The sequence below is a fragment of the Ochrobactrum quorumnocens genome, assembly GCF_002278035.1.
GTDB classification, from domain to species: Bacteria; Pseudomonadota; Alphaproteobacteria; order Rhizobiales; family Rhizobiaceae; genus Brucella; species Brucella quorumnocens.
Window position 1 is genome coordinate 2211616 of sequence record NZ_CP022604.1, and the last position, 25885, is coordinate 2237500.

Consider the following 25885-nt stretch of genomic DNA (forward strand, 5'->3'; position numbering starts at 1 on the left):
CAGAACTACGACTATTTTAGTCGTTCTTCACTCTGTTCGCCAGCATGAAATGGCTGATTGGCTGTACAAACAGCTCTTTGAATGACGGCTGATTCGGTCGCCGCGAATAGCTGCCGCCCGTCGGGCGGCCGGTGGCCAGATGTTTCCGCCGTGATTAGGCGTAAAAACCCGGCGGCTCGCGCCGCCGGGCTTCCGGTTTCCCGCTCAGAACGGGATGTCATCGTCGTCGATGAACTTGCCGTCCTCGCTTTCGGTCTGCTTCGCCCGGCTCAGGAAGTCGACCGTCTCGGCGATGATCTCGCATCCGTAGCGGTCGTTGCCCTGCTGGTCCGTCCACTTCGTGTAGTGAATGCGGCCGCGAACCAGAACCTTCATTCCCTTCTCGCAATACTCCTGGATCGTCTTGCCGAGGCCGTTGAAGGCGGTGATGCGGTGCCATTCCGTATCCTGGACCCGGTAGCCCCTTTCGTCCCGGACAACCTTGCCGTCCGAGTAGCGGGGGCGCGAGGTGGCCAGCGTGAAGTGGGTGATTCGGGTGCCGCCCTGGGTGGTGCGGGTTTCGGGGGCCTGACCGATGTTGCCGGCGAGAATGACGATGTTCTGCATTGTAAGTCTCCGTTGCTTCTCGGAGGGACCATCCCTCCGACGAGACCCGGCCAAGGCCGTCGGGAGACTCCCGCAACTGCCGAACCTTTCGGCAGCTTGCCCCTAAGGCCCCAGGTGGGGCGGGCAGTCGCGCTTGCGCGGCAACACGGCTGGGAGCCGCCGGGGTTGCTGGAGGAAACAGAACGGACTTAGGGGATCAGTCAGTCGGAGGGATTGGTGCCTTTGAAAGCATGAATACGGGGACGCGCAGCAGAACCATCGTCCTTGCCGGTAACAGCGACCAGGCAGGCTCACGGACCTGCGCAGTTCGGGGCGACTCCCGACCTTCTCCCCTTCCGGCCACCCCGCGTCATCTCCCGGACAGGCTGGGCGGGACGAGAATGGTGCGGCTATCGGGTTCCGAGGCATGGAACAGCACCGTGTCGCCGTTTCGGCGGTGGAAGGCGCGATCCAGACGATTTGCGAAAAGGCATGTGCGGTTTTTGCGTTCGCATTCACTACAGGAAGTGGAGGTCGCAGCGAGCATTGACAGCCCACGATCCGCGGATCTGGCGCCGATGACCGACATCCTCGGCCGGGCGAAGTAGACTGGAGGCGGAGGATGCAAAGCGCAGCGGCGGCGCTACAGCCTTTTGTTGGGGGAACCGGGGTTGGCGGCGCGAGCCGCCGGGTTTTTCAGTTTGCGCCCGATCGCGCTGCCCGATCAGCGTGAAAACAAGGACACGCCGAGGGCATTCAGATTGATCATTGCCGCGATGCCGATGAACAGGCCGGCGCTGCCGGAAAGCAAGTAGAGCATCAGGCCGGGATCGATGGCGTTCTTCGCTACGCCGTGGATGAGCGCATATCCGGCGATGACGGCCGGTACGGCAAAGACGGCGAGAGCGATCAGCCGCAGAGCCGGATTCCTGGCGAAGCCGAGAACTGCGATGACCAGGCCGATCGAAACCAACGCCGCGCCGATGGCGGCCAGTCCCGACAGGAGGATGCCACCTCCGGCGCCCCAGGTATATTGGGCAGCGGACAGCCCAACCATGAACGGTAAAGCGTAGATCGCAAGATTGTAGGCAAAGATGCAGAACGCGATCGTTAAAGAGATGGCGAGCAGGATGAGCGACATGGAAGCCTCCACATGATCGGTTGAGGATCACGACAGGCTGCCTGTAGATACGCTCCGCCTGCGACTATGCTACTGTTCCGGTTCTGCAAGGATGTTTCATAAGAGCCGTCAACCTCTCCGATAGTCAAGTATTGGCGGCTGGAACAGCCAGAGGCGGCGCTTACGCGCCGCCGTCGAACTTCATGACCGGGATGCCGAGCTTGCGAGCCTTGTCCGCAAGATTCTCCTGAATGCCGGTGCCGGGGAAGACGAGGATACCGACCGGCAGGACGTCGAGCATCGCGTCGTTGCGCTTGAAGGGCGCGGCCTTGCCGTGCTTCGTCCAGTCGGGCCGGAAGGCGACCTGAGCCACCTTGCGGCTATCTGCCCAGCGGGAGGCGATCAGTTCAGCGCCCTTCGGCGTGCCGCCGTGCATCAGCACCATGTCGGGGTGTTTTGCATGGACCTGATCGAGCTTTGCCCAGATCAGGCGGTGATCATTGAAGTCGGCGCCTCCGGTCAAGGCAACCTTGGGACCGGCGGGCAGCATCACCTCGGTCTCGGCCCGGTGTTTCGCGGCGAGGAAATCGCGGCTGTCGATCATCGCGGCGGTGAGATTGCGATGGTTGACCATCGAGCCGGTACGGGGTCGCCAGGCGCTGCCGGTGTGGTGCTCGAAGGCTTCCGAGGCGACGTCGCGGAAGAGTTCCATGCTGTTGCGCCGCTCAATCAGGGTCTGACCTTCTGCCGTGAGGCGCTCCAGCTCGACCGACTTCACCTCGCTGCCGTCCTGTTCACGCTGGAGGCGGCGCTGCGCCTGCTCGTTGTCGTCGAGATCGCGTTCGACCCGGCTCGCGGCGCGGTGAAAGAGATTGACGGTTCCCCAGAGCAATTCGTCGAGGTCGGGTTCGAGGCGGGTGTCGCCGAGCGTCGCGACGAGGGCGTCGAAGATATCTGCGACAGCGGCGGCGACGGCGTTGCCCTCCGGGAGCGGCCTCGGATCAGGTTCGTCCTGATATGGCCGCCAGCCATAGAGCTGGAGTTCGGTGAGGAGATGATCGGTGGGGGACGAGGTGTGCATCGGCTCGAAGCCTGCATTTTCGTCTTCGTTTGTCATCGGGAGCGTCCTTTGTCTGGAGACCGCGTCCATCGCGGCCTTCGCAGGCGTCGGAAGCCCATGGGCGGACTGGACTGGCACCCTCGCGCCCTCGCGAGGGCTCCGATGGCCGGGTTCGGGCTATTTTGTCTTTCGCGATGCAAAGGTGGGGCTCGCCCCCGCCGGCGGAAAATAGCCCGAACGCGGCCATTGCCTGTCCGGACCGTTTGTGGGCCGATCGCCCTCTCAGAAGGCCGTGGGCGCCGCTCACTCCGACTTCAAAGGATCTCCCGATAATGAATGGAGACGGCAGGTGGAGACGCCTCGACCGCGCCTTGTTTCCCGCCGATCCCTCACCCTTCCACGAAACGGCGGACGTCATCAGGATGAAGCTGCTCCATCAGGGTCGCCCGGAGGGCGTCGATGCCGCGCCAGCGCAGATCTTCGTTGAAGTCCTCACGCGTGGGCGACACCGAAATCGCCTCGATCCCGACGCTCCTTGCTCTGGCGACCAGGCTGTCTCTTGCGCCGTCCCCGGCCGGGTCGCGATCTCTGAGGACATAGAGCCTGCGCAGCGTCGCCGGGAACAGGATGGCAGCGAGGTGAGCCGCGGAGAGCGCCGCCATCATCGGCATGTGGGGCAGAACCTGACGGGGTGACAGCACGGTCTCGATGCCTTCGCCGGCCGCGAGCACCTCACCGGCAACGCCGAAACGGACGCCGTGGCCGAGAAGGTCGCCCATCGCCCGCCGCGGTGACTCGACCGGCGCCTTGCCCGAACCGTCCGGGGCAAGCCAGGTGCGGTGGGCGCCGGTCTGGTTGCCGTGAAGATCGGTGACGGAAGCGACGATCGCCGGCCAGATCTCGGTGGGCGAATGCTCGTCCGGCTTATAGTAGCATCGCGGCTGGTAGCGTAGCGCGGTGGTTCCCGCGAGGGAGGTGATCGCCCGTCCGTTGAGGTAGATTTCCGCGAGTGTGCCGCCGATCGGCTGCGACATGGCGAAAAGCCGCCGCGACGCTTCGGGCGAAACAGCGATGTTCGACGTCCTGCCGGTCGGAGTCCTCGTCTTCTTCGGTTCGGGATGCGGGAGAGCGAGGAAGCGGCGCGCTTCCTCGGCTACGTCCTTGAAGTCGATGAGGTCGAGCGTTTCGCGGATGACGTCGAGGAGATCGCCATGCTCGCCGGTCGATGCGTCGGTCCATTTTCCGGCAGCTCCCTTGCCGGATTCCGGCCCGGTCAACCGCACGAACATCGAGCGGCCGGGGCTGTTCTGAACGTTCCCGACGACCCAGTATCGTCCAGCGCGGTGGCCGGACGACAGGTAGTGGCGGCATACCGCCTCGGCATTGCGTCCGAGACGGGATGCCAGTTCGGAAGCGTCGTGACGGGCCATCACGCTGCCTCCTTCTCGCCGATGCGCTCGATCGGCCAGCGGTCGAGCACCCTGGCGAGAACCGCCGGGCCATTGGCATCGATCGGCACGAACATGCGCAGCTTCCACGAGATGATCTCGTGGAACAGGCCGTAGGCCGTGAGGCTCTCGCGCATCGTGTCGTCGAAGCCGGACAGCTCGATGCGGTACGCGCCCATGACGCGGACACGGCGAAGCTGAAGTCCTTCAGCGAGGTCGAGGATGGTGCGGCCGTCCATCAGGGCGGTGAACGCATCATCCGGCGTGATCGCGGCCGCGCCGGTTGCGGTCGCATTCGCGGCCCAGGCAGGCGAGACCTTGCGGCCGATGATGCGCTCGCCATCGTCGGTCTGGAGCCGGTAGACGCGGGTCGAATCGTTCGGCAACCGCTTCCAGATGGGCAGAAGCAAGCCCGTGACCATGTGAAGCGTCGCATCGGTGAATTCCGGCACGTCGGCGATCTCGGCGTTCCAGGCCGACGCGAAGGTCTCCCGATCAGCTTCGACCCAATGGGTCTCCCCCATCATCCTCACCGGGATATTGTGCGCCTCCGTCGGCCGGATCAGCCGGACGCGGCGCTCGATCTCGCCATCGTCGAGCATGATGCTGCTGGCCGGGATCTGAACGGCAGCGCGCCCCGAGCGCTCGTTGACGAGAAGCTTCGCGCGCGGATCGCCGAGTTCGGCCAGCACGGCGTCGAGCGTCACCGGCCGGTTGCGCCTGCGCTCGTTGATCGTCAGCAGGCTGGTTTCCGCACCGGTGCGCGGATGGGTGTAGATCGTCTGGCGATCGACGACGACGAAGCTTTCCGCGCGCAGCGTTTCCAGCCCGGCGTCATAGGTGCCTGACGCAATCGCACCCTCGATGCGGGCGGTCAGGAGCTGCTCGAAGGCTGTGAAGAGGATGCCCTGAAGCTCGATGGTGAGCGCGAGCAGCCGGTTGAGAAATGTCGTGATCGGCGGCAGCTCGTCCTTGATGCCGGTCGAGTCCATCAGCTTCAGACCGGTGGCTTCCTCGAAGCGCTGGAGCGAGCAGCCTTCGACCTTGCCGCGCACCAGCAGCATGTAGAGCTGGCGGAGAGCGTCGCGGGCGTAGTGGCTCTCCAGATTGTCCTCGGGGCGGAACAGCCCTTGGCCGCCGGTCTGGCGCTGGCCGCGCGTGATCGCGCCCAGCGTGTCGAGGCGGCGGGCAATGGTGCTGAGAAAGCGCTTTTCCGCCTTCACATTCGTCGAAATCGGCCGGAAGAGCGGCGGCTGCGCCTGATTGGTGCGGTGCGTTCGGCCGAGCCCCTGAATGGCGGTGTCGGCTTTCCATCCCGCCTCGAGCAGATAGTGGACGCGTAGCCGCGCGTTCTTCGCCGACTTCTCCGCATGGTAGCTGCGGCCGGTGCCGCCGGCGTCCGAGAAGATGAGGACGCGCTTCTGGTCGTCCATGAAGGCTTGCGTCTCGGAAAGATTGGCGGCGCCGGTGCGCGTCTCGACCACGAGCCGATCGATGGTGACGCTGCCGCCGCGCTTGCGCACGATGCGTCGCGACCGGCCCGTCACCTCGGCAACCATATCCGTGCCGAAATGCTGGACGAGCTGGTCGAGGGCGCCGGGAACCGGCGGCAAGCTGACGAGCTTTGCGATGAGTGCATCGCGGCGCGAGGCGGCTTCGCGGCTTTCGACCGGCTGGCCGTCGCGATAGACGGGCCGCGACGACAGGTTGCCCTCGCTATCGGTGAAGGGCTCGTAAAGCTGCACCGGGAAGGAATGGGCAAGATAGTCGAGAACGTACTCGCGCGGCGTGATGTCGACGCGCACGTCGTTCCACTCCTCGGTCGGCAGTTCCGCCAGCCGCCGTTCCATCAGCGCCTCGCCGGTCGACACGATCTGGATGACGGCCGAATGGCCCGCCTCCAGATCGGCAGCAATCGAGCGCAGCAGGGTCGGCGCTTTCATGCTGCACAACAAATGGCCGAAGAAGCGCTGCTTGGCGCTTTCGAAGGCCGAACGGGCGGCGGATTTCGCCTGCCTGTTCAGCGTGCCGGAGCCGCCTTCGCCGCCGCCGGTGATATTCGCGGCCTGCATCGCCGCATCCAGATTGTTATGGATGATGGCAAAGGCGCCGGCATAGGCATCGTAGATGCGGACCTGCTCGGGCGTCAGCTCATGCTCGACCAGTTCGTATTCGACGCCGGCGAAGGAGAGCGAGCGGGCGGTGTAGAGGCCAAGGGCGCGAAGATCGCGGGCAAGCACCTCCATCGCCGCCACGCCGCCGGCCTCGATCGCCTCGACGAACTCGGCGCGGGTGGCGAACGGAAAGTCCTCGCCGCCCCACAGGCCGAGCCGCTGCGCATAAGCGAGATTGTGAACGGTGGTCGCGCCGGTGGCGGAGACATAGACGACGCGGGCATTCGGAAGCGCGTGCTGGAGGCGCAGGCCGGCGCGGCCCTGCTGCGATGCTGCGACGTCACCGCGTTCTCCCTTGCCCCCAGCGGCGTTCTGCATGGCATGCGCCTCGTCGAAAACGATCACTCCATCGAAGTCGGAGCCCAACCATTCGACGATTTGCTTGACCCGCAAAACCCTCTCACCACGGTCATCGGAGCGCAGCGTGGCATAGGTTAAAAATAGGACGCCCTCGCTCAGCGTGATCGGCTTGCCCTGCGGGAACCGCGACAGCGGTGTGACCAGCAGACGCTCCATGCCGAGCGCACCCCAGTCGCGTTGCGCATCTTCGATCAGCTTGTCGGACTTCGAGATCCAGACCGCCTTGCGTCGTCCCTGAAGCCAGTTGTCGAGGATGATCGCAGCCGATTCCCGGCCCTTGCCGACGCCGGTGCCGTCGCCGATCATAAAGCCCTGGCGTAGCCGGACGGCATCCTTGGCGTCCTCAGATACAGCGGTCAGCTTGTCGAGGGTGTCGTCCACCGTCCACGCACCGGCGAGGAAATCAGAATGCGCCTCGCCGGCATAGATCACCGTTTCGAGCTGCGCATCGGACAGGAGTTCGACGACGTTCGCCGGCAGCGTCGGGCGATAGCTCGGCTTCGGCGGGGCGACGCTCGCCATGGCCGCCGACTGCACAAGCTGGGTCGGATGTGCCTGAGCCCCGGAAATCCGGATGGTCTGGAGGCCGTATTCCTCATAGATCGCATCGGAAAGGCGACCGGCATCCGCCGGCTTCCAGTCGACGGTTTCGTAGTCGAGCGGAGTGCCCTCCGGCTCGGCATGTGCCACGACCGGCGCGGCCCTGGCCGCCCGGTTGACATAGGCGCGGACGGTGCGAGGTGCAGCCACAGGCACGGAGACGGTCGGATCGACCGGCAGGCGTGCCGGGAGATGCTCGGCTAGCCATCCAAGCAAAGTGGCCACATCCCGCGCGACGCCCGGCGCGGCTGGGAATATGGACGGGTCTTCCGCCGGCACCTTGTCGATGACGGTCAGGCGCGTCGGAAAGGTCGTGCCGTGCTTCGCGTAGACCGAACCGTCGATCGCGGCGGAGAACACAACGCGACCGCGTTCCTGCAGCCGACCATAGGCTGCGGACCAGGCCGGCGCTTCGGGCGCGAAGTTGGCGCCGGTGACGGCGACTAGACGGCCGCCGGGAGCAAGGCGCGCGAGCGCCGAGGCGACATGGCGGAAGGCGGCGTCAGCCATCCGGCCTTCAACATTCGCCATGACCGAGAACGGCGGGTTCATCAGCACGACGGATGGCAGAATGCCGGTGTCGAGATGATCGTCGATCTGGGCTGCGTCGAAGCGGGAGACGGACAGGGCCGGAAAGAGAAGAGACAGGAGACCGGCGCGGGTTTCGGCGAGTTCGTTGAGAACGAGCGAGCCTCCGGCGATCTCGGCCAGGATGGCGAGAAGCCCGGTGCCGGCCGACGGCTCCAGCACGCGGTCGGCCGGAGTGATCGCCGCCGCCGTCACGGCCGCAAGGCCGAGCGAGATCGGCGTCGAGAATTGCTGGTAGGACTGGGATTCCTCCGAGCGGCGCGTATGCGTGGGTAGGAGGCCGGCGATCTTGGCGAGCTGCGGCAGGACTGCTGCCGGAGAAGTGGATTTACGGAAAAGCGCCTTGCCGTATTTGCGCAGGAAAAGAACGGTTGCCGCCTCGCAGGCTTCGTAGGCGGTTTTCCAGCTCCACGGGCCGGTCGCGTCGGAGGCGCCGAAGGCAGCCTCCATCGCCCCGCGCAGCATGGCGGCATCGACGCGCTGGCCGCGTTCGATATGAGGCACGAGGATCTGCGCCGCGGCGAAGACGGCGGCAGTAATGTCGGTGCAAGGGACAAGCGAAAGCGGCGCGGTGGCGGATGCCGCCGCGGATGCGGAGATCATGTTCATGGAAGAAGCCTCGGGAGAGCGGGACAGAATCGAGCCCGCGCAGCGCTCTCTCTTGACCGCACAGGCTCACATCCGTCCCGGCCTCGCTCTCACTCTCACGCCATCGGCCAAAATCGCCGAAAGCCGCCGATCGCGGCCCCTGGCGGCCGAAGGGCGAGTGGCAACATGGCCGGCCCTGCTTGCCGACCGGACCATGGCAGACACAAAAAGAGCGCCCCGCCTGTAGAGGGGGCGCTCAAATGGCGTCAGCCGAACCGGCGACCTGTTTCGGTAAAGGTGTATTCGTTGGCGATGATCGTCTCATCGACCGCCTCGTCCGAGGACAGGTATTCGTATTCGCGCTCCAATTGGCGATAGAGCCAGCGGGCAAGATCGCGGAGCGCCTCGATGACGATCTCCTCGGCGTCGGCGGTCATGTCCTGATATGTCGGGCTGTCGCGCTCGACTGAAATCGACATGCAATACTCGTGATAGTAGTGCCCACGATGGCTGGTCTCGGCGCGAAGCTGGTAGAAGTTGCGGCGCTGGATCGCCAGCAACGCGTCGGCGATCTCGTGCAGCTTCTTGTCCCGCGGCGCATAGGATCGGATCTCGGCCGTGGCATTCCTCCGATACGAATAATAGCATTCGAACGATGCGCCATCGCCCTGCGACCAGAATCCTGTAAAGGCGATACGAGGCTCCTGACGTGTGCCGCCGGCCATGAGGCGGACCGCGCGGGTCTTGAAGCGGATTCCAAGGATTTCCGCGATCTGCTGGAAATCCTCATGGACGGAATCGTACCAGTCATGGTCGAAGCCGCCTTCACGATACCAGGCGCGGGCCTTGTCCTTTGCGGCATCGGAAAGCTCGTCGAGCCGATAGACCGTGGTTTCGATGATCTCAGGCATTGGGATCACCTCCACTCAGCACTGCGGCAAGCCAGCCGTCGGTATAGGTCCAGGCGACGGTCTCCCCGGTAGCGAGATCGAGTACATGAGCACCGCCGCCGAAACCGTCGACGCGCGGCTTCGAGCAGGCGTTGGCATACTGAAACCCCCAGCGGCCGGTCAGTCCGAATTCTGCGGCGCAACGCTTCACAAACTGAATCAGGCGCTCCGGGTCGCCCGTGACGTCATCGCGCATCCAGAGTTTGGTGCCGCCATGCTCGGGCTGGATCGACAGGAGGAAACCGTCGGACGGCGGCTCTTCCGAAGCGCCTTCCTCGGAAAATTGATTGTAGAGATCGAGGGCGCGGGAAGCGTTGTCGGGCGTCCCCACATCGAGCAGGCAGGAAAAATGGGTGAAGTATTCGGCCATGTCAGGCTCCTGAAACGACAAAGCCCGGCGCGAGGCCGGGCTGATTGAAGGAAGGAAATGGGATCAGGCCGCCTGCGGCAGCCGGAGCAGCTCAGCGGCGGTCTCGCGCCAGAGCGGATCGACCAGCCGCGCTTCCAGCAACGCCGCTCCGAATCGCAGGACGCGGGCCGACGCATGATCGCCCCGGCCGGAGGCGGCGAAGGCCAAGCCGCGCTGTCGGCTGGCTTCGATAACGATGCGGCGGGCCTCGCCGTCGCCGGCGACCGGCTGCCGCCAGAGGATGACCCCGGCACGGATCTCCCCGGCGAGCACAAGGCCGAGCGCGCTGTCCTGAATGACGATCAGGCGCGGTTCGAAGCGTAAGCCAGTATCGCCGCCGGGGCCGAGATCGCCGCGCGAAACGCGGAGCGCGGCAAGAGCGATGGCGTCTTCCGGCGAAGCAGCCTCGCCAAGCGAGACGCTGCGGTCACGATAATCGGCATCGGCGGCTCCGGCATAGCTGATGGTGCCGAGGCAGGAGATGCGCAGCGGCAGCTTCTGCGCCCGCCGAAATCGAGGCAGCACCCGGTCGGCGAGAGCCTGCCCGATCGGGGCGAAGGTGGATTGGCTGGCATAGGTCATCGGGATCACTCCGCGACGGGCGCCGAGAGCCTTTCTCTCAGCATCCAACCCGTCACGGCCAAGGGCCCAACCTCTTCCTCTCATCTGCCGAAGGCGTCCGCCTCGGCGATGTTGCCGGCGATGGACCAACCCATCGCAAGGCGGAAGGCCCGGACGCCACCTGAGCGTTCCGGGCCGTCGGGAACGAGGCGCTTGCGCGCCTCAGCTCCATGGGTCGAGTTCCAGTTTCACCATCTCGTCGTCGCCGTCGAATTCGTCGGCGGGCAAGGCGCCGTGGGTTCCGTCTCCGGCCTGGAACACGACGATCGAAATCATCAGCGTGGTGGCGAGGCTGGCGGCGAAGGCGGTGGCATCTGCGTAGGACATCGGTTCCGGCTCCTGTCTTGGGAGGCGGGGGACCATCCCCCGCGCGACAGGCGCCCGAAGTGTCTGAACGGGTCTGCAATCACCCTCGCGCGTTCGGCTTGTCCGAATCCGCGAGGGCGGCACGCTCGCGTAAGCCGACCCCTCGTGGGTTGATTGACAAGGAAACGGCTCAGACCAAGGTCAGCGAATGGAAGCGGGGGTGGTGTTCAGCCTCTGACAGGATGCCGAAATCCCGTCGCAGGTGCCGCGCCCCGCCAGCCTTTCCCCCATGCCGGTCTCACCGGATCGACGTGTTCCAGGCCAGAGACGGAATCCAGCTCCACACGGTATGGCAAGGACGGCGGATGCTGGTGAAACTGAAACGCGACCGGGATGATGGTCAGCTCCAATGCCCCTCGGCGATCTCGCGGACGATCAGGGCGCGGGCCTTGAGCAGCAGGTCATCGCCACAGGTATCGATATGGCCATAGAACCGGACGCGCGCCCCGCACCGGCTCCAGTCGGCATAGTAACAATATTCGCGGGCATCGAGGCGGAAGGCCCGCAAATCATCGGCCCAGTGCGGCTTGGGCTCGACGACGACGGTGATACCGTCGCGCATCTCCTCCCAGGGCAGCGACCGCTCGTCCGGGGGATTTTCGCGATCGGCGCGAAAGATGAAGCCGATGTCGATGTGGTCAGCCATGACGGCCTCCATAAAAAATGCCCGGCGCGATGGCCGGGCGAGTTGAAAAACGGTACGGGGCGGCCTGCGCCGCCCCGTATGCGGTCATTCCGCAGCGACGAGGTGCTGCCGGTCTTCCTCTTCTTCAGCCGCTGCTTCCTCGTCGTCACCGTCGCCGGCGAGGAAGTCGGGCAAAGCCTCGACGTCGCCATTGGTGTCGGCGGCCGCATCACCATCGAGGTCGACCAGGCGCAGCGGTTCGGGCAGCCAGCCGGTATCGGCCAGCAGGCGCTCGGCTTCCTTGGCCATGTCACCCTTCTTCAGATGGTCGATAAGCTGCGCCGCCCGTTCACCCGCGCCTTCACGCACCGCAGCGAGGATCTGGGTCTTGGTCACGCGACCGAGATAGTTCTCGACCGTGGGCCGCCATCCCGCATCGACCACCATGTCGAAGCCGGTGGCGCGGGCGATCCGGTCGGCCCCGGCAAGGCGACGATCAAGGCCATGCTGAGAGATGCCGGAGGCGCTATGGGGGTTCGGACGCTCATAAAGCGCATTGACGCCATAGCTGACGCAATGGGCGAGAAGCGCCATGCGGCTTGCTTCGTCAAGTGCAGCGATCCAGTCCCAGAGCGCCGCTTCGTCGGAAGGCAGATCGGCCTTCCAGGCGTCGAAGCGCTCGCCGATCGCCTTGACCGACGGGCTGTCGGCGAGATCGGAGCCCTGCGAAGACAGATACCTGTGGCGAACGGAAACCTCCAGGCACCCGGTCGGCGCCGAGTAATGATAGCGCTCCATCACCATGCGGTGGAGCAGCGCCGTCATCGCGACGTGCGGGTTGCTGGCGAGCGCTTCCTGAAGCGCGACGGTGCGATAGGCGGTCAGCTCGATGACGAGCCGCTCCGGCAGCGGCTTGATCCCGTGGTCGTCATCCTCCTCTTCGGGTTCGGCCGGCTGGCCGCCGATGGTGATGACGGCACGCTGCACGTCGCCGTCATTTCCGCCGGCGACGATGGTGTTTTCGTTCTCACCGTCCCCGGCATCGGCCACCGGCTCGTCCTCGGCCCGGACATAGCCGCGCTCGATGACAGGCTCGCCGTCGCGGTCGATGCTGATGAAGACACCGGCGCGGGCGATCTCGGCAGGATCATAGATGATGGGGCGCTTCTCGAAGCCTTCCAGAGCGGCCTCGATCTCGCCGAGGCGCCGATCGATCTCGTCGGGCAGCTCGTCGTGCTCGGAATATTCCGATTCAAGATCGTCGTACTCGTTGCGCAATGCCTCGCGCGCGGCGCGCTCCTCGTCGGTGAGATCGGCGAAGCTGCCGGTGATCTCGCGAAGGCCGTTGTCGTAACCGTAGGGATGGCTGGTATCGACAGCGATCCACTTCCAGCCCTCGGCTGCCACTTCATCGGCAATGGCCTTCAGCTTCTCCGAAACAAGGCGGTCGAGAAGCGCCAGGTCTTCGAGCCAGCCGCCATCGTCCTCGGAAAAGAGGTCGCGCAGCATTGTGCCGCCGGCCTGCTCATAGGCGTCCACGCCGACGAAGCGCACGCGCTTGTCATCGGTTGGAACGGTGGTCTCGGTCAGGAGCTGGCGGACCTGCCAGGGCTGGACATTGTAGGAGCGCTGGACAGCCTCCCAGACCTGTTCCTGGCGGGCATGGTCTGGATTGACAGTGAACGCCTCCAGCATCGCCAGCGGCATGCCATTGCGCGCATAGACTTCCAGAAGTGCCGGCGAGACCGAAGCTAGGCGCATACGCTGCGTGATGTAGCGCGGCGTGGTGCGATAGGCGTCAGCGATCTCCTCCTTCGTCATGCCGTCGTCGAACATGCGCTTGAACGCCCGGAACTGGTCGAGCGGATGCAGGCCGAGCCGGAGCATGTTTTCCGCGAGCGAGTCGTCGACGGCCGAGGTCTTGGCGTCGGTCTTCTTGACGAGGCAGGGAACGAGGCCATCGGCGGGAAAGCGTCCGGCGTCGACCAGGCGCGCGATCGCCCGGAAGCGCCGACCGCCGGCCGGGGTCTCGAAATCGCCGGTCTCGTTGCCGTCGGCATCAAGGATGGCGCGGACATTGATGCCCTGCACGATGTCCTCGCGGCGGTCGATGTCGTGGGTGAGATCGTCGAGACCGGCCTCGACGTCGGTTTCGCGGACGTTGCTGTCCGAGAGGCGGATGCGATTGAAGGGAATGTCACGCGAGCGCGAGAAGACGATCATCGCGACGGCAGGCTTCTTCGACTTCCTGGCAGCTTTGGCCATGGTGGTTTCTCCGTGACGGGCGGCCGAGACCCTCTCTCGACCTTCCAACCCGTCACGAAATCCCGAGCCCCTCTCTCACTCTCGACCGGGCCGCGGGCGCGACGCTACCAGTCGAAGCGCTGCGGTCTCTCCGCATTCACCCGGTATTTCCGGCGCAACGCCAGGATCGCCGCCTCCTGCCGGTCGATCTTGCGCCGGAGCCGGTCAAGATCCGGCCCCGCAACCATCAGGAGCCGATCGAACACTCGCCGGTATTCCGCCTCGTCCGCGCCGGTCCACCGGCTCATGCGCCGGTGGTAGTGCCGGGATTTCGGGCGGAGACGAATCGTCTCGCCTCCGGCGCGATTGCTGAGTGCGCGTTCCGCAAGTCCGAGATTGCGCCGCGCATCCGCAAGCGCGTCCTCCATGCGCGCCAGCAGCGAAAGCAGACGATCAGGAGGCATCATCGCGCGGCCCTCCCTCATCAGGCGGGCCGAGATCGAGCACGTCCTGAAGGAAGCGCGGCGGGATATCCTCCTCCGGCCCCTGCCAGGCGATGCGGCCGTTCCTCCAGATCGTGACGAAGCCGCCCCCGGTCGAGCGGACGGGGAGCGGCTTCGCCTCGAAGTTAAGGCATCCGAACTCGGCCGAGGTGGCCGAGAACACGGGGCTTTTGCGACCGGGCAGAAGCACGCGATCACAGGTGCCGGACGGGCGCTTCACGCGGAGGCTAGAAAGGCCGAGACGGAACCATTCATAAGCGCGCTGTTCGTTTTCCGGCGGCGCGTCCCAGTGGATGCAGTGCTTGCACTGGCCGGAGCGCCGGTCGACGGGCTCGTCAAGCGGCGGCCCGCCATTGTGTCCGCGTTTCGTCGGCCCGATCATGACGGGCCTCCCATGACGACACGCTGGACCACGACGGGCCGCGTCTCGGTCGCCTGCGCCAGGCGCTCGATCAGCGCCAGCTCGGCATCTGAGCACGCGCCGCGCACCTCGATTTCGAGCCGCTGGGCGGCGTTGGCGTGATGACACGCGGCGATGTGGACGTTCCCGCCCGTTTCGACCGGGCGCAGCCGCGACTGGAGAAACAGGATGCCGGAGCCGAGATTGCCGCAGTAAAGCAACTCGTCCACGTCCGGCGCGCTCGAACCGATGCCGGCCTTGCGGCCGCCGATCCGGCGGAAGGCTTCGCCGAAGGTCGACGGATCGCGGGTGATCCGCGCAGTTCGCTCCGGATGGAACTGCCATGGCGGGCGCCAGGGATCGAGCTTGCCAACCGCGATCTGGTGCAGGTAATCGGCGAAGCTCGCCGGGTCGGCCGGATATGGGCAGGTCCGCCAGATCTCGCGGACACGGGCGCGCAGCCTGTCGGGCAGCGCGAAGAGCCGGGCGCGACCCTTCCGCCACCACGCGGCCCGCTGGCCGCGACGTTCGCGTTCGGCCTCGTCCCACCAGACGGCGCGGCGGGCCATTTCCTCGTCGACGCCGTGCTGTCCGGCGGCGATCTGGTCGGCGAAGAGCGGCAGCGCCTCCCGTTCGAGGCGCTGCTTGCGAAGAAACGCCGCACGCTTGCGCGACGTGTCACCATAGGGTTCGGGTCTATGCCAGCGGCGGAAACGCATCAGACGCCCTCCCGCCGCGCACGCGCCGCGGCATAGATGATCCGTTCGGCGCGGCGGATGCTGCCGGCTTCCCGTGCAGCCTCGGCCCAGACCGAAATCGGAAAGTCGCCGGAAAAGAGCGTGTCGCGCTCGATGCCGAGTCCGAAAGGCAGGCGCACCGAGGCCATCTCCTCCAGAGAGAAGTAGCCAAGTTCCGGCTCGCCGAGATCGGCCAACCCAAACAGGATGTCGCCGTCGGCATCGAGTTCGGTCGCCAGCCAGACGCCGGCGCTGAGAGGGTTGAAGAATTTGACGACCGGCACATGATCGGTGTCGCGCTGGCGGCCATTGGCGAGAAGCTGCGCACGCAGCTCGTCCGGCAGGAGGATCATGCTGCCCTCCTGTCGATAACGGTCTCGGGCGTGGCAGGCCGCTGCTCGTCTTCCGGCAGGAAGGACAGCAGCCAGTCGGCCGCCTTGCTCGCCTGGGAGGCCGCGCGCACGATGGCGCGGGCATCCTCGCGCATGGCCTCCAGCCAACTGCCGATGTAATCGGCGTGGCGCACCGTCGGCACGATGCCGAGAGCGGCGCAGCTAAAGGCCGAAATTTGTTCGGCAATTAGCTCCTCGAAGGCGTATTTCTTCGAGCCGAACGAGCCGGTCAGGTCGCGATTCAGCCGGCTGTGATGGCCGCTGGAGTGACCGAGTTCATGTAGCGCCGTCCGGTGCCAGTTGATCGGCTCGAAATACGCCTGGGGCGGCGGGACCATCACAAAGTCCTGCGACGGGACGTAGAAAGCCCGGTTGCCGCCGATGCGGAAATCGACGCCGGTCGCCTTGATGAGCGCCTCGACCCTCGGCTCGATCAGGCCGGGCGGTGGCGGCGGCGCCACGGTGGCGATGTCGTCGGGTAGCCCGTCGCATTGCGCCACGTTGAAGACCGTAAAGCGCTTCAGGAACGGGATGGCATGCGCTTCCTCGCCGGTTTCGCGTGCGCGGCGCTTCTCGTCCTCGGGTGTGAAGCGGTCGGCATAGACGACCGTGGTGCCGTGCTCGCCCTTGCGGACATGGCCGCCGAGCGAAAGCGCCTGCCGGAATGTGAGCCAGCCCTGGCAGGGAAAGCCTTTCTCGATGACAGCGCCCCAAAGGATGAGCACGTTGATGCCGCTGTAGCTGCGGGAGGTAGCGGCGTTTTTCGGCAGGCCGAGCGGCGCCTTGGCCGCCGACGTACCCCAGGGCTGCACCCAGGGCACGCGACCGGCCTCCAGCTCAGCTATGATTTTGGTGGTGATTTCGTCATAGAGGTTCGTCCGGTCCGAGCCGGTGCGAACGCTGCGATCATGTCTGGACATCGCGCTTCTCCGCGACGGGCGCCGGAAGACTCTCCTCCGGCCCTCAACCCGTCGCGGCAAAACCCGTCCGCACTCTCACTCTAGGGGGGCGTTGCGGGGAGGCTCCCCGCAGAAGGGGGTGTGCCGGCGACCGCAGCGCCGGCCAGGGGGAAGGCGTTCCCCTCCCCAAATGCCGAGGAGATCAACGTCTAAGGGTGCTGCCCCGACTGACCGCTCGCCCAGTGGATTATCCGACGAAATGTCCGGTCAGGTGCCCCACGCATCAATCACGGTATCGAGGGGAAATGGCGTGCTACTCTTTGACCATTCATGGAACGGAGCTGCAGTCTGGCTGTACGGACCCGGATCAGGCCGGTCGAACTGTACGCGTGTAGGGATATGGAAGGCACTGCCGAAAACAATCGCCTCACCGGAGGCTAGGATGGTCACCTGATCCAACAGTCGCCGCGCTTGCATGGGGATGATCCGGCGGAAATGGTCGATATCGTCGGGGTTCTGAAGCCGGTGGCTGATGAAGTTCGCGCATTGGCTGATGATGGTCTGGCTGATCTCGCTCGGCCGCTGGCTGGCAATGATAAGCGAAAGACCGAATTTACGTCCTTCCTTTGCGATCCGTTCATAAGTAAGACGCGCAAGGCGATGTCCCCGATCCTCATCGGATCTGGCTGGACGAGCATAATTGTGTGCTTCCTCGAGCACCAGAACCCAGGGATTCCTGTAGCGCGAAGCCGCCGGCAGCCGCTCACGCGCCTCCAGCAACACACGGCCGATTATCGCACAGGCGTAGGGCAGAACCTCGTTGCTGAGCATGGAGAGGTCGAGAACTGAAACCTTTGGTCCCATTGCCGCACCAAGCCCGAAGCGCCGGAACCAGCCTGAAAGATTCTCAATTTTCGTGTCGGTATCCTCGTAGTTGAGAAAGACCCGCCACCGTTTATCATCCAAACGAGTCTTGAGGCGCAGTTTCAGCGTCGTCAGATGGGCGTCAACGCGAAACGTATCCTCCTTCGAGACCGCGCGGTTGATAAGGGAAGGATCGGTCAGGGTAGCCCGGCCAATTGGCAGCGGGGAGTCGGCTGTTCGCACTCCGGCTTCTGCAGTCGCGCTCCCTCCCACAATCTTACTGCGGATAGCGTCCTTGAGCTTTTCCGCCTCGGCCGCAATTGCGGCTTGGTTGTTCATGACCTCAGTGTTGAAGTCGTTGGCGAGGCGATGGCTCTGAAACAGCGCCTCGAAGGCTACGGTATCAATGCCGGTATCTGCCAGATGCCCTGTCACAGCATCACAATGAGAACCTGCTGCCTTTTTCTTGATCTTGGTCAGCTCGCTGAGAAGCTGATCGAGCGCGCTCATAGCGTTTTGGAGGGAGTTCATGTTGACAGCGGCCGCGGCATCGCCGCCCTTGGCGATCGCCCACCAATCTTTCAACACAGGCTCTTGGGTCTGCTCCGCAGCACTGAGCCAGGCACAGATTTCTTCGGCATTCATGAACCATAGAGGGAGACTGAACTCCTTGCCATTCAGATAGATACGGTCTGGCAAACGCGCAGCCGTTGCCGCCGTTGGGAAGGCTTTGCCGTATTCCCCATTTATATCCAGAATGAAGACGTGCGGTTCCTCGGCCGCGCCATCCAGCGCCTTCATGGCTTTCTGAATCAAGCTCGTTACGGAGAAGGACTTTCCCGAGCCGGTATTACCCACGATAGCTAGGGGCCGCGAAAACAGGTCATTGTAGGAAGCGCGCACGACGTTGCGGGCCTGACCAGTCGGAAAGCCTATTCTGAGGTCACTGTCGAAGTCCTTATCTTCGTAGTCTTCCGGCTTATTGCGGCGGGGAGGAATCTCGAAGACCGCCCGTAATATGTCGGGCGATCCGATCTCGGCCGGCGTATCGAGCGTCGGCAGAACGGAAATGCCTGGGCTAAAGGAGAGTTCATCGTCCGCATGCTCGATGGTGCCCAGCAATTGTACGCTGGCGACGCGGCGCGGCTTCATCAGTTCGAGACTGAGATCATCGCCGCTGTTCGGATCGAAGGCCTCGCGGGCCTCCAGATCGGTGATGATGCCGATGACGGTCTCCCCCGCTCCGAGCGAGAAGGTCAGGTAAGCATTGATCGCGATCGCGACCTGAACGCCATCCAGAGTGGCACGTAACGCCGAACGGGTTTCGGGGAGCAACTCCACCTTGACCCGAAAACCCTGGACCGAGACGATATGGCCGACAAGCCGAGGATTATCCATCTAAGCCCCCACGCCGGCGTTTGGATCGGTTGGCGTTTCAGAGGAGGCAATCTGTTTCTCGAAACGCCGCAGCCGCAGGAAGTCGTCGAGCCATTGCACGTCGGGCATCACCGAGGTCGCAAAGTCGTCGAACGTCGCTAGTGTGAAAGGCGCGGCGGCGAAAGCATCTGTCGTGGGGCAGAGAACGAAGGCGCGTTTGCCGAGATCCTTGTAGCGTCGGATGCGTTCGATGACCGGACTTTCTGGATTGGGTTCGATTACCAGCATCACCAGCGAAGGATTCATCAAGGCATTCTCGATGATCCGGCTGACATGCTCATCCCCGAACCCATAACCGAGGACGAGCAAAAAGGTTTGGGGAATGCCGAGTCGAACCTGGAACGACCGGAACAGATGCGCGTAGGGCATGGTCAGCGTCTGCGCGAACTTGTTGGCGGTGGGCAGGATGCCTACCGAGGGCGTCTTGTCAGCCAGTGGCACGAGTGCCGCCGCCTTGTCCGCCGGACTCTTCGCTGCATAGGACTGGAAAGGCGTCAGGTCGGGATGACGGGCGCGCATTTCATCGCCCTGCTCGAACCAGTGGATCGAGCCGTGCAGCTTGTAGAAATGCAGAAACTTGTCGAAACGGCGGACACGGCCTTCCGCCACCTCGCCGGGATAATAGATGTCGAGCCCATAGACGGACGGATCGAAGCGCGCCGCCGCGCGCCCCGTGAACCCATCGAAGTACTGGACGCCCAGAAGTTCCAGCGCCTGTTCGAATAGGGTGTCGTAGTTCAAGGTGAAAAGATGGGTTCGCCCGAGATTGCTATCGCGGGCAACCAGTTTTGATAGAAACGCCAATTGGGGTGCGATCCCCTTCGCCGAAGTCGCGGACGTGGTGTCCGGCAGTGATAGCGCACATTCCGCGAAGATGGCGATCCGCAGGCGGCGAACGAACCAACCCAAATCGGCGGTATTTGGGGCCGGCGTTTCTGGCCAAGTGACAGCAGAAAACGGTGCGCCTGCAGATTCGGCGACGACCAAGGCGTTGGCGACGAAGGACAGCCATGCCTCAAAACCGATTGGTGCACCGAGAATGTCCGCAAACGCCACTGCATTCTTCCGCGATTGTATGATGGGCGCGATCGAGGGCGGGAGGTCGGGCAGCGCTTCAATGGTTGCGAGAACGTCCTTCTCCAGGTTGGCCATGGTCTTGCCGCCTGCCGAGACCGAGGTGCCCGATCCCGTCAGGACGACGAGATTCTCCATACGCAGCCATTCCGAGATCAACGCCTGTAGACGAATGCGCCCTTGCTTCTGATCAAGCCCGGAAAGCAGATCACCAACGCCGCCGCCCTCCGTAAGGCCAATGAGCTGGTATTCTATCGGCACAGGTGCCGCTGTTGTCATGTCTCCTCCCCCTCTGCTCCACGGCGCAAGGGGTTGACAATCTGAAGCCCCCTGAAATCCTTTTCGTTATCTGTGACGACTACGCAGTCGTATGCTCCCGCGATCGCGGCGATAATCATATCGAGTCCGCTTCGTGGACGACCCGCCGCCTTCCCTTCCGCCATCAATCGCGCCCAGATGAGGGCAGCTTTTTCATCGAACGAGAGAATGCGACCGGCAAACAGTTCCTGTGGCCCTTCCGGTCCCGAGAACCAGGCATCGAGCGCATCGCGCTTTTTCCCACGCGGCTTTTCCAGAATGCCACGTCGGATCTCAGCGATGGTCAACGTAGTGACGAAAAGATCCTCGTCCTGCTGCGCAGCCATCCAATCCAGAAGGGTTTCGGATGGCTGCGGTTTGACGATGTTGCTAATGATGTTGGTGTCGAGAAGATAACGCGTCACAGATCGACCCGGCGCCCTTCTTCGCGTGGACGCGACAGATCGAGATCCGCGCCGACAAGGGGGGAACGGCGAAGGGCAGACAGGATGCCACCGGATTTTGGCGGCTCACCTGCAACAAGGGCCGCCTTGACCGCAGCCCGCGCCTTTTCCGCTTCCGGCCCCTCCTCCGCCAGTTGGCGAGCAAGCGACCGGATTAGCTCGCGGTCGGATTCCAGTGCTAAGACCTCGAAGCGCTTGAAGCCACGCTGCGTCAAGCGTGCCCGGTAATTTTCGATCGCTCTCTTCTGTGCCGCATTGCTCATGACGGGCCTCCGTGCTATATCCTGACATATAGCCGATATTGGCCTTGCAAACAAGGGATGTCAGCGATGCCTTGGGCCGCCCACCGCAGTGAGGTAATGCAGAAGAATACTGTGCATTTGCGCCAGTATTTTCCATATGCTGCGGTACGAGGGAATACGCCAGACTTCACCGAAGCCGCCGAGAACAGGCTATTTGCCGCCCAATATACGCGTGTTATGTCAATTGCTTACACTGATATTTGGGTGAATGCTTGGATGTATGACCTCACGATCAATCCAAGCGTCGGCGAAGATGACAAGGAACGAGCGCGAAGCGCTGCTCGAATCCCTGCTCATCGACGAGCCGGAACTGACCTTTACTCCAAGGGGCGATCCCGACCCGCGGCTTTTGCGTCTGGTCGACCTTCTGGCGCGGCAGGCGGCACGGGAATGTTACGCGGAAGAAGTCAAGATGACGAGGCGACGGGGAAAGCGCACCTCCTGATGCCGAAAGGAGAGGTGCATTGAAGGTCGCGATCTACGCCCGCTACTCGTCCGATAATCAACGCGACGCCTCGATCGCCGACCAGTTCCGCATGTGCCGCCTTCATGCGGTGAAGCAGGGCTGGCATATCGTCGAGGAGTATTCCGATCACGCGATCTCTGGTTCGTCTCTGCTGCGCCCCGGCATCCAGGCCCTGATTTCCGACGCCACGCGCGGGCGTTTCGATCTGATCCTGGCCGAAGCCATGGATCGGCTTTCGCGCGATCAGGAGGACATAGCGGGCCTCTTCAAGCGCATGTCTTATTCCGGCGTGAAAATGTTCACCCTCTCCGAGGGTGAAGTCTCGCATCTGCATGTCGGGCTCAAGGGCACGATGAACGCGCTGTTCCTGAAGGATCTGGCCGACAAGACCCGGCGCGGACAACGCGGCCGGGTCGAGGCGGGCAAGTCGGGCGGCGGCAATTCCTACGGCTATGACGTGGTGAAGAAGCTGGACGCTAACGGCGAACCGATCCGCGGCGATCGCACGATCAACGAAGCACAAGCCGAGGTCGTGCGCCGCATCTTCCGCGACTATGCCGCCGGCAAGTCCGCCAAGACCATCGCCTTTGCCCTGAACAGGGACGGCATCGCAGCTCCTTCCGGCGGCGATTGGGGTTTCAGCACCATCAATGGCAATCCGAAGCGTGGCAACGGCATCCTCAACAACGAGATGTATGTCGGCAAGATCGTCTGGAACCGCCAGCGTTTCGTCAAAGACCCCGATACCGGCAAGCGACAAGCCCGCCCCAACCCGGAATCGGAATGGGTCATTCAGGAAGCGCCGGAACTTCGCATCCTCGACGACGATCTCTGGAACGCCGTGAAGGCGAGGCAGGGCGAGAACCGCACCGAGCGCAACGAAAGCGGCGTCGCCGACGTCCGAACGATGAACTATCGCCGCCGGCCCAAATATCTGTTTTCGGGCCTGACCAAATGCGCTTGCTGCGGCGGGGGCTATTCCGCGATCTCGGCCACCCTAATCGGCTGCTCGACGGCCCGCAACAAGGGTACCTGCTCCAACCGGGTGAACATCCGCCGAGACGAGCTGGAGACGCGCGTGCTGAACGCGCTGCGCACCAAGCTCGTCGATCCCGTCATGTTTGCCCGCTTCTGCGAGGTGTTCACGCAGGAGATGAACCGCCTGCGCATGGAAGGCCGCGCCGGCATCGCCTCGGCCGAGGCTGAGATCGAAAAGACCGACCGTGAACTGGCGAAGCTGTTGACCGCCATTAAGGCTGGCGGGCCGATCGAGGCCATAGTGGAGGATATGAAACAGCTGGAAGCTCGGAAAGCAGAGCTGAAGGCGTTTCTGGCCGAAGCCGAGGAGCCACCTCCTCTTTTGCATCCCTCGATGGCGGTGCAATACCGCAAGCGGGTCCAGCAGCTCTACGAAGCCTTGCAGCACGAGGAAGAAGAGAAGCGGGTCGAGGCGGCCGACATTCTGCGCACGCTGGTTGAGGACATCATCCTGACGCCTAAGGATGGCAAGATCGAGATCGACGTTCGCGGCGATCTCGCTGGCATCCTGACGATTGCGGCAGAACGCAAAAACCCCGCAGCTGGTAAGGCTGCGGGGGTATCGCAAGTAAAGATGGTTGCGGGGGCAGGATTTGAACCTGCGGCCTTCAGGTTATGAGCCTGACGAGCTACCGGGCTGCTCCACCCCGCGCCAGGGTGTTTATTTTGAACCGGTTTGGTATTTTTTGCGCATCGCGCTTACTAATCTGTTTTGTATTGGTTTGAGAAGATGATTTGATTTGTGTGCTTAGCAGACCTGGCAGCGACCTACTCTCCCGTGTCTTAAGACAAAGTACCATTGGCGCTGGAGCGTTTCACGGCCGAGTTCGGAATGGGATCGGGTGCAGCCGCTCCGCCATAACCACCAGGTCGGCGAAGAACACAAATATGAGAAGCTGGTTGTCTTTCGTGCAGATAATAAAACGATATCAGTTTAAACGTTTCGAAGCGTAGCTTCGCAAGGCCGACTGGCCGTCGCCGATGTTTCGGCGTGCTGTCCGCAGGCTAGCCTGACGTTAGTCAGGCGCTCAGCCGTAAGGACATAAACTAAACTAATATCTATCGAACTTCGTTCGATGGATATTGTAAATGAGAGTGATCAAGTCGATCGAGCTATTAGTACCGGTAAGCTACATGCGTTGCCGCACTTCCACACCCGGCCTATCAACGTGGTAGTCTTCCACGGCTCTGATAGGGAATACTCGTTTTTAGGTGGGTTTCCCGCTTAGATGCCTTCAGCGGTTATCCCGTCCGTATATAGCTACCCTGCTATGCCGTTGGCACGACAACAGGTCCACCAGAGATACGTCCATCCCGGTCCTCTCGTACTAGGGACAGATCCTATCAATATTCCTACACCCACGGCAGATAGGGACCGAACTGTCTCACGACGTTCTGAACCCAACTCACGTACCGCTTTAAATGGCGAACAGCCATACCCTTGGGACCTGCTCCAGCCCCAGGATGCGATGAGTCGACATCGAGGTGCCAAACAACCCCGTCGATATGGACTCTTGGGGGTCATCAGCCTGTTATCCCCGGCGTACCTTTTATCCGTTGAGCGATGGCCCTTCCACGCGGGACCACCGGATCACTATGACCGACTTTCGTCTCTGCTCGACTTGTCAGTCTTGCAGTCAGGCAGGCTTATGCCATTGCACTCGACGAACGATTTCCGACCGTTCTGAGCCTACCATCGCGCGCCTCCGTTACTCTTTAGGAGGCGACCGCCCCAGTCAAACTACCCACCATACACGGTCCTGGACCCGGATAACGGGCCGCAGTTAGACATCCATATAGATAAGGGTGGTATTTCAAGGATGACTCCACAATGGCTGGCGCCACTGCTTCAAAGTCTACCACCTATCCTACACATGTCGACACGAATGCCAGTGTAAAGCTATAGTAAAGGTGCACGGGGTCTTTCCGTCTAACCGCAGGAACCCCGCATCTTCACGGGGAATTCAATTTCACTGAGTCTGCGTTGGAGACAGCGGGGAAGTCGTTACGCCATTCGTGCAGGTCGGAACTTACCCGACAAGGAATTTCGCTACCTTAGGACCGTTATAGTTACGGCCGCCGTTTACTGGGGCTTCAATTCAATGCTTGCACATCTCCTCTTAACCTTCCAGCACCGGGCAGGCGTCAGACCCTATACGTCGTCTTGCGACTTCGCAGAGCCCTGTGTTTTTGGTAAACAGTCGCTACCCCCTGGTCTGTGCCACCTCCACCTAGTTGCCTAAATGGAGGTCACGCTTCTTCCGAAGTTACGCGTGCATTTTGCCGAGTTCCTTCAACGCAGTTCTCTCAAGCGCCTTGGTATTCTCTACCAGTCCACCAGTGTCGGTTTAGGGTACGGTCTATATGCAGGAGCTATTTCCTGGAACCGCTTCGCTGCCAGATCAATCCAATAAGACCTGACAACACACGCAATCCGTCACTACCTGCAGGCCCACGAATATTAACGTGGTTCCCATCGACTACGCCTTTCGGCCTCGCCTTAGGGGCCGGCTAACCCTGCTCAGATTAACTTTAAGCAGGAACCCTTGGACTTTCGGCGAGGGAGTCTCTCACTCCCTTTATCGTTACTCATGTCAGCATTCTCACTTCCGATACCTCCAGGATGTCTCACGACTGTCCCTTCACAGGCTTACGGAACGCTCCGCTACCACGCACATACGTGCATCCACAGCTTCGGTGTATGGCTTTAGCCCCGGTACATTTTCGGCGCAAAGACCCTTATTTAGACCAGTGAGCTGTTACGCTTTCTTTAAATGATGGCTGCTTCTAAGCCAACATCCTGGTTGTTTTGGGATCCTCACATCCTTTCCCACTTAGCCATAACTTAGGGACCTTAGATGGTGGTCAGGGTTGTTGCCCTCTTCACGACGGACGTTAGCACCCGCCGTGTGTCTGCCCAGTAGTACTCCCCGGTATTCGGAGTTTGATTAGGATCAGTAAGACGGTGAGTCCCCATAGCCCATTCAGTGCTCTACCCCCGGGGGTATTCGCTGGACGCTCTACCTAAATAGATTTCGCGGAGAACCAGCTATCTCCAAGTTTGATTGGCCTTTCACCCCTAGCCACAAGTCATCCCGATCTATTGCAACAGATATGGGTTCGGTCCTCCAGTACGTGTTACCGTACCTTCAACCTGCTCATGGCTAGATCACTTGGTTTCGGGTCTAATCCGACGAACTGAACGCCCTGTTCAGACTCGCTTTCGCTACGCCTACACCTACCGGCTTAAGCTTGCTCGTCAGACTAAGTCGCT

21 protein-coding genes, 1 tRNA gene and 2 rRNA genes (1 of these 24 cut by a window edge) are annotated in these 25885 nt (G+C 62.7%); 1 reads left to right on the forward strand and 23 read right to left on the reverse strand.

Translation table 11 applies throughout. From position 1 onward, the window contains the following. Positions 1-204: 204 nt before the first annotated feature. The 20 genes from CES85_RS20270 to CES85_RS20370 all read right to left on the reverse strand — a co-directional run bounded on the left by CES85_RS20270 (position 205) and on the right by CES85_RS20370 (position 21068). Positions 205-606: a single-stranded DNA-binding protein gene (locus CES85_RS20270; RefSeq protein ID WP_075657404.1), complete on the reverse strand. Its 402-nt coding sequence runs from the start codon at positions 604-606 to the stop codon at positions 205-207. Positions 607-1309: 703 nt separating this feature from the next. Beyond that, positions 1310-1726 (reverse strand): hypothetical protein, encoded by a 417-nt coding sequence (locus CES85_RS20275; RefSeq protein WP_075657403.1) that lies wholly within the window; start codon positions 1724-1726, stop codon positions 1310-1312. A 160-nt stretch (positions 1727-1886) separates the two neighbouring features. Next, entirely contained in the window at positions 1887-2822 is a 936-nt protein-coding gene (locus CES85_RS20280) for a DUF2493 domain-containing protein (RefSeq protein ID WP_075657402.1), read from the reverse strand. A 332-nt stretch (positions 2823-3154) separates the two neighbouring features. Beyond that, positions 3155-4195 carry a DUF7146 domain-containing protein gene (locus CES85_RS20285; RefSeq protein WP_075657401.1) on the reverse strand — a complete coding sequence of 347 codons (1041 nt, stop codon included), beginning with the start codon at positions 4193-4195 and terminating at the stop codon, positions 3155-3157. Continuing rightward, positions 4195-8544, reverse strand: a complete 4350-nt coding sequence (locus CES85_RS20290) for a strawberry notch-like NTP hydrolase domain-containing protein (RefSeq protein WP_095447518.1) — start codon at positions 8542-8544, stop codon at positions 4195-4197. The genes CES85_RS20285 and CES85_RS20290 overlap by 1 nt, the downstream gene beginning before the upstream one ends. Before the next feature lie 245 nt (positions 8545-8789). After that, complete coding sequence (locus tag CES85_RS20300) at positions 8790-9434, reverse strand: DUF8835 domain-containing pootine (RefSeq protein WP_095447520.1); 645 nt, start codon at positions 9432-9434, stop codon at positions 8790-8792. Continuing rightward, positions 9427-9843, reverse strand: coding sequence for a hypothetical protein (locus CES85_RS20305; RefSeq protein WP_095447521.1), 417 nt, complete (start codon positions 9841-9843; stop codon positions 9427-9429). Before CES85_RS20305 ends, CES85_RS20300 begins: the two co-directional genes overlap by 8 nt. A gap of 63 nt (positions 9844-9906) precedes the next feature. After that, on the reverse strand, positions 9907-10464 hold the full coding sequence (locus tag CES85_RS20310; RefSeq protein WP_095447522.1) for a hypothetical protein: 558 nt from the start codon (positions 10462-10464) through the stop codon (positions 9907-9909). A gap of 201 nt (positions 10465-10665) precedes the next feature. Further along, positions 10666-10830 (reverse strand): hypothetical protein, encoded by a 165-nt coding sequence (locus CES85_RS20315; RefSeq protein ID WP_167388305.1) that lies wholly within the window; start codon positions 10828-10830, stop codon positions 10666-10668. A gap of 379 nt (positions 10831-11209) precedes the next feature. Then, complete coding sequence (locus CES85_RS20320) at positions 11210-11515, reverse strand: hypothetical protein (RefSeq protein ID WP_095447524.1); 306 nt, start codon at positions 11513-11515, stop codon at positions 11210-11212. An 84-nt stretch (positions 11516-11599) separates the two neighbouring features. Continuing rightward, the gene (locus tag CES85_RS20325; protein WP_095447525.1) at positions 11600-13759 is read right to left on the reverse strand and encodes a ParB/RepB/Spo0J family partition protein; all 2160 of its coding nucleotides are present in this window, start codon (positions 13757-13759) and stop codon (positions 11600-11602) included. A 104-nt stretch (positions 13760-13863) separates the two neighbouring features. Continuing rightward, complete coding sequence (locus CES85_RS20330) at positions 13864-14205, reverse strand: hypothetical protein (protein ID WP_095447526.1); 342 nt, start codon at positions 14203-14205, stop codon at positions 13864-13866. Beyond that, positions 14192-14623: a hypothetical protein gene (locus tag CES85_RS20335; RefSeq protein ID WP_095447527.1), complete on the reverse strand. Its 432-nt coding sequence runs from the start codon at positions 14621-14623 to the stop codon at positions 14192-14194. The genes CES85_RS20330 and CES85_RS20335 overlap by 14 nt, the downstream gene beginning before the upstream one ends. Next, positions 14620-15360 (reverse strand): hypothetical protein, encoded by a 741-nt coding sequence (locus CES85_RS20340; RefSeq protein WP_095447528.1) that lies wholly within the window; start codon positions 15358-15360, stop codon positions 14620-14622. Before CES85_RS20340 ends, CES85_RS20335 begins: the two co-directional genes overlap by 4 nt. Beyond that, a complete protein-coding gene (locus tag CES85_RS20345; RefSeq protein ID WP_095447529.1) occupies positions 15360-15731 on the reverse strand; it encodes a DUF2958 domain-containing protein in 372 nt (123 codons plus the stop codon). Before CES85_RS20345 ends, CES85_RS20340 begins: the two co-directional genes overlap by 1 nt. Further along, complete coding sequence (locus CES85_RS20350) at positions 15728-16690, reverse strand: ArdC family protein (RefSeq protein ID WP_095447530.1); 963 nt, start codon at positions 16688-16690, stop codon at positions 15728-15730. Before CES85_RS20350 ends, CES85_RS20345 begins: the two co-directional genes overlap by 4 nt. A gap of 246 nt (positions 16691-16936) precedes the next feature. After that, on the reverse strand, positions 16937-18931 hold the full coding sequence (locus CES85_RS20355; protein ID WP_095447531.1) for an ATP-binding protein: 1995 nt from the start codon (positions 18929-18931) through the stop codon (positions 16937-16939). Beyond that, entirely contained in the window at positions 18932-20323 is a 1392-nt protein-coding gene (locus CES85_RS20360; protein WP_095447532.1) for an SIR2 family protein, read from the reverse strand. Next, positions 20320-20766, reverse strand: a complete 447-nt coding sequence (locus tag CES85_RS20365) for a PIN domain-containing protein (RefSeq protein ID WP_075657397.1) — start codon at positions 20764-20766, stop codon at positions 20320-20322. The genes CES85_RS20360 and CES85_RS20365 overlap by 4 nt, the downstream gene beginning before the upstream one ends. Next, positions 20763-21068 (reverse strand): hypothetical protein, encoded by a 306-nt coding sequence (locus CES85_RS20370; protein ID WP_075657396.1) that lies wholly within the window; start codon positions 21066-21068, stop codon positions 20763-20765. Before CES85_RS20370 ends, CES85_RS20365 begins: the two co-directional genes overlap by 4 nt. Positions 21069-21571: 503 nt before the next feature. Between CES85_RS20370 and CES85_RS20380 the strand changes: the two genes are divergently transcribed. After that, positions 21572-23230, forward strand: coding sequence for a recombinase family protein (locus CES85_RS20380; RefSeq protein WP_095447994.1), 1659 nt, complete (start codon positions 21572-21574; stop codon positions 23228-23230). Here CES85_RS20380 and CES85_RS20385 read toward each other — a convergent pair. The 3 genes from CES85_RS20385 to CES85_RS20395 all read right to left on the reverse strand — a co-directional run. Beyond that, positions 23187-23263: transfer RNA gene (locus CES85_RS20385), tRNA-Met, on the reverse strand. The two genes, CES85_RS20380 and CES85_RS20385, sit on opposite strands and share 44 nt — an antisense overlap. A gap of 103 nt (positions 23264-23366) precedes the next feature. Beyond that, positions 23367-23481 (reverse strand): 5S ribosomal RNA (rrf, locus tag CES85_RS20390). A gap of 225 nt (positions 23482-23706) precedes the next feature. Further along, positions 23707-25885: ribosomal RNA gene (locus CES85_RS20395) — 23S ribosomal RNA — on the reverse strand; it runs 730 nt beyond the window's last position.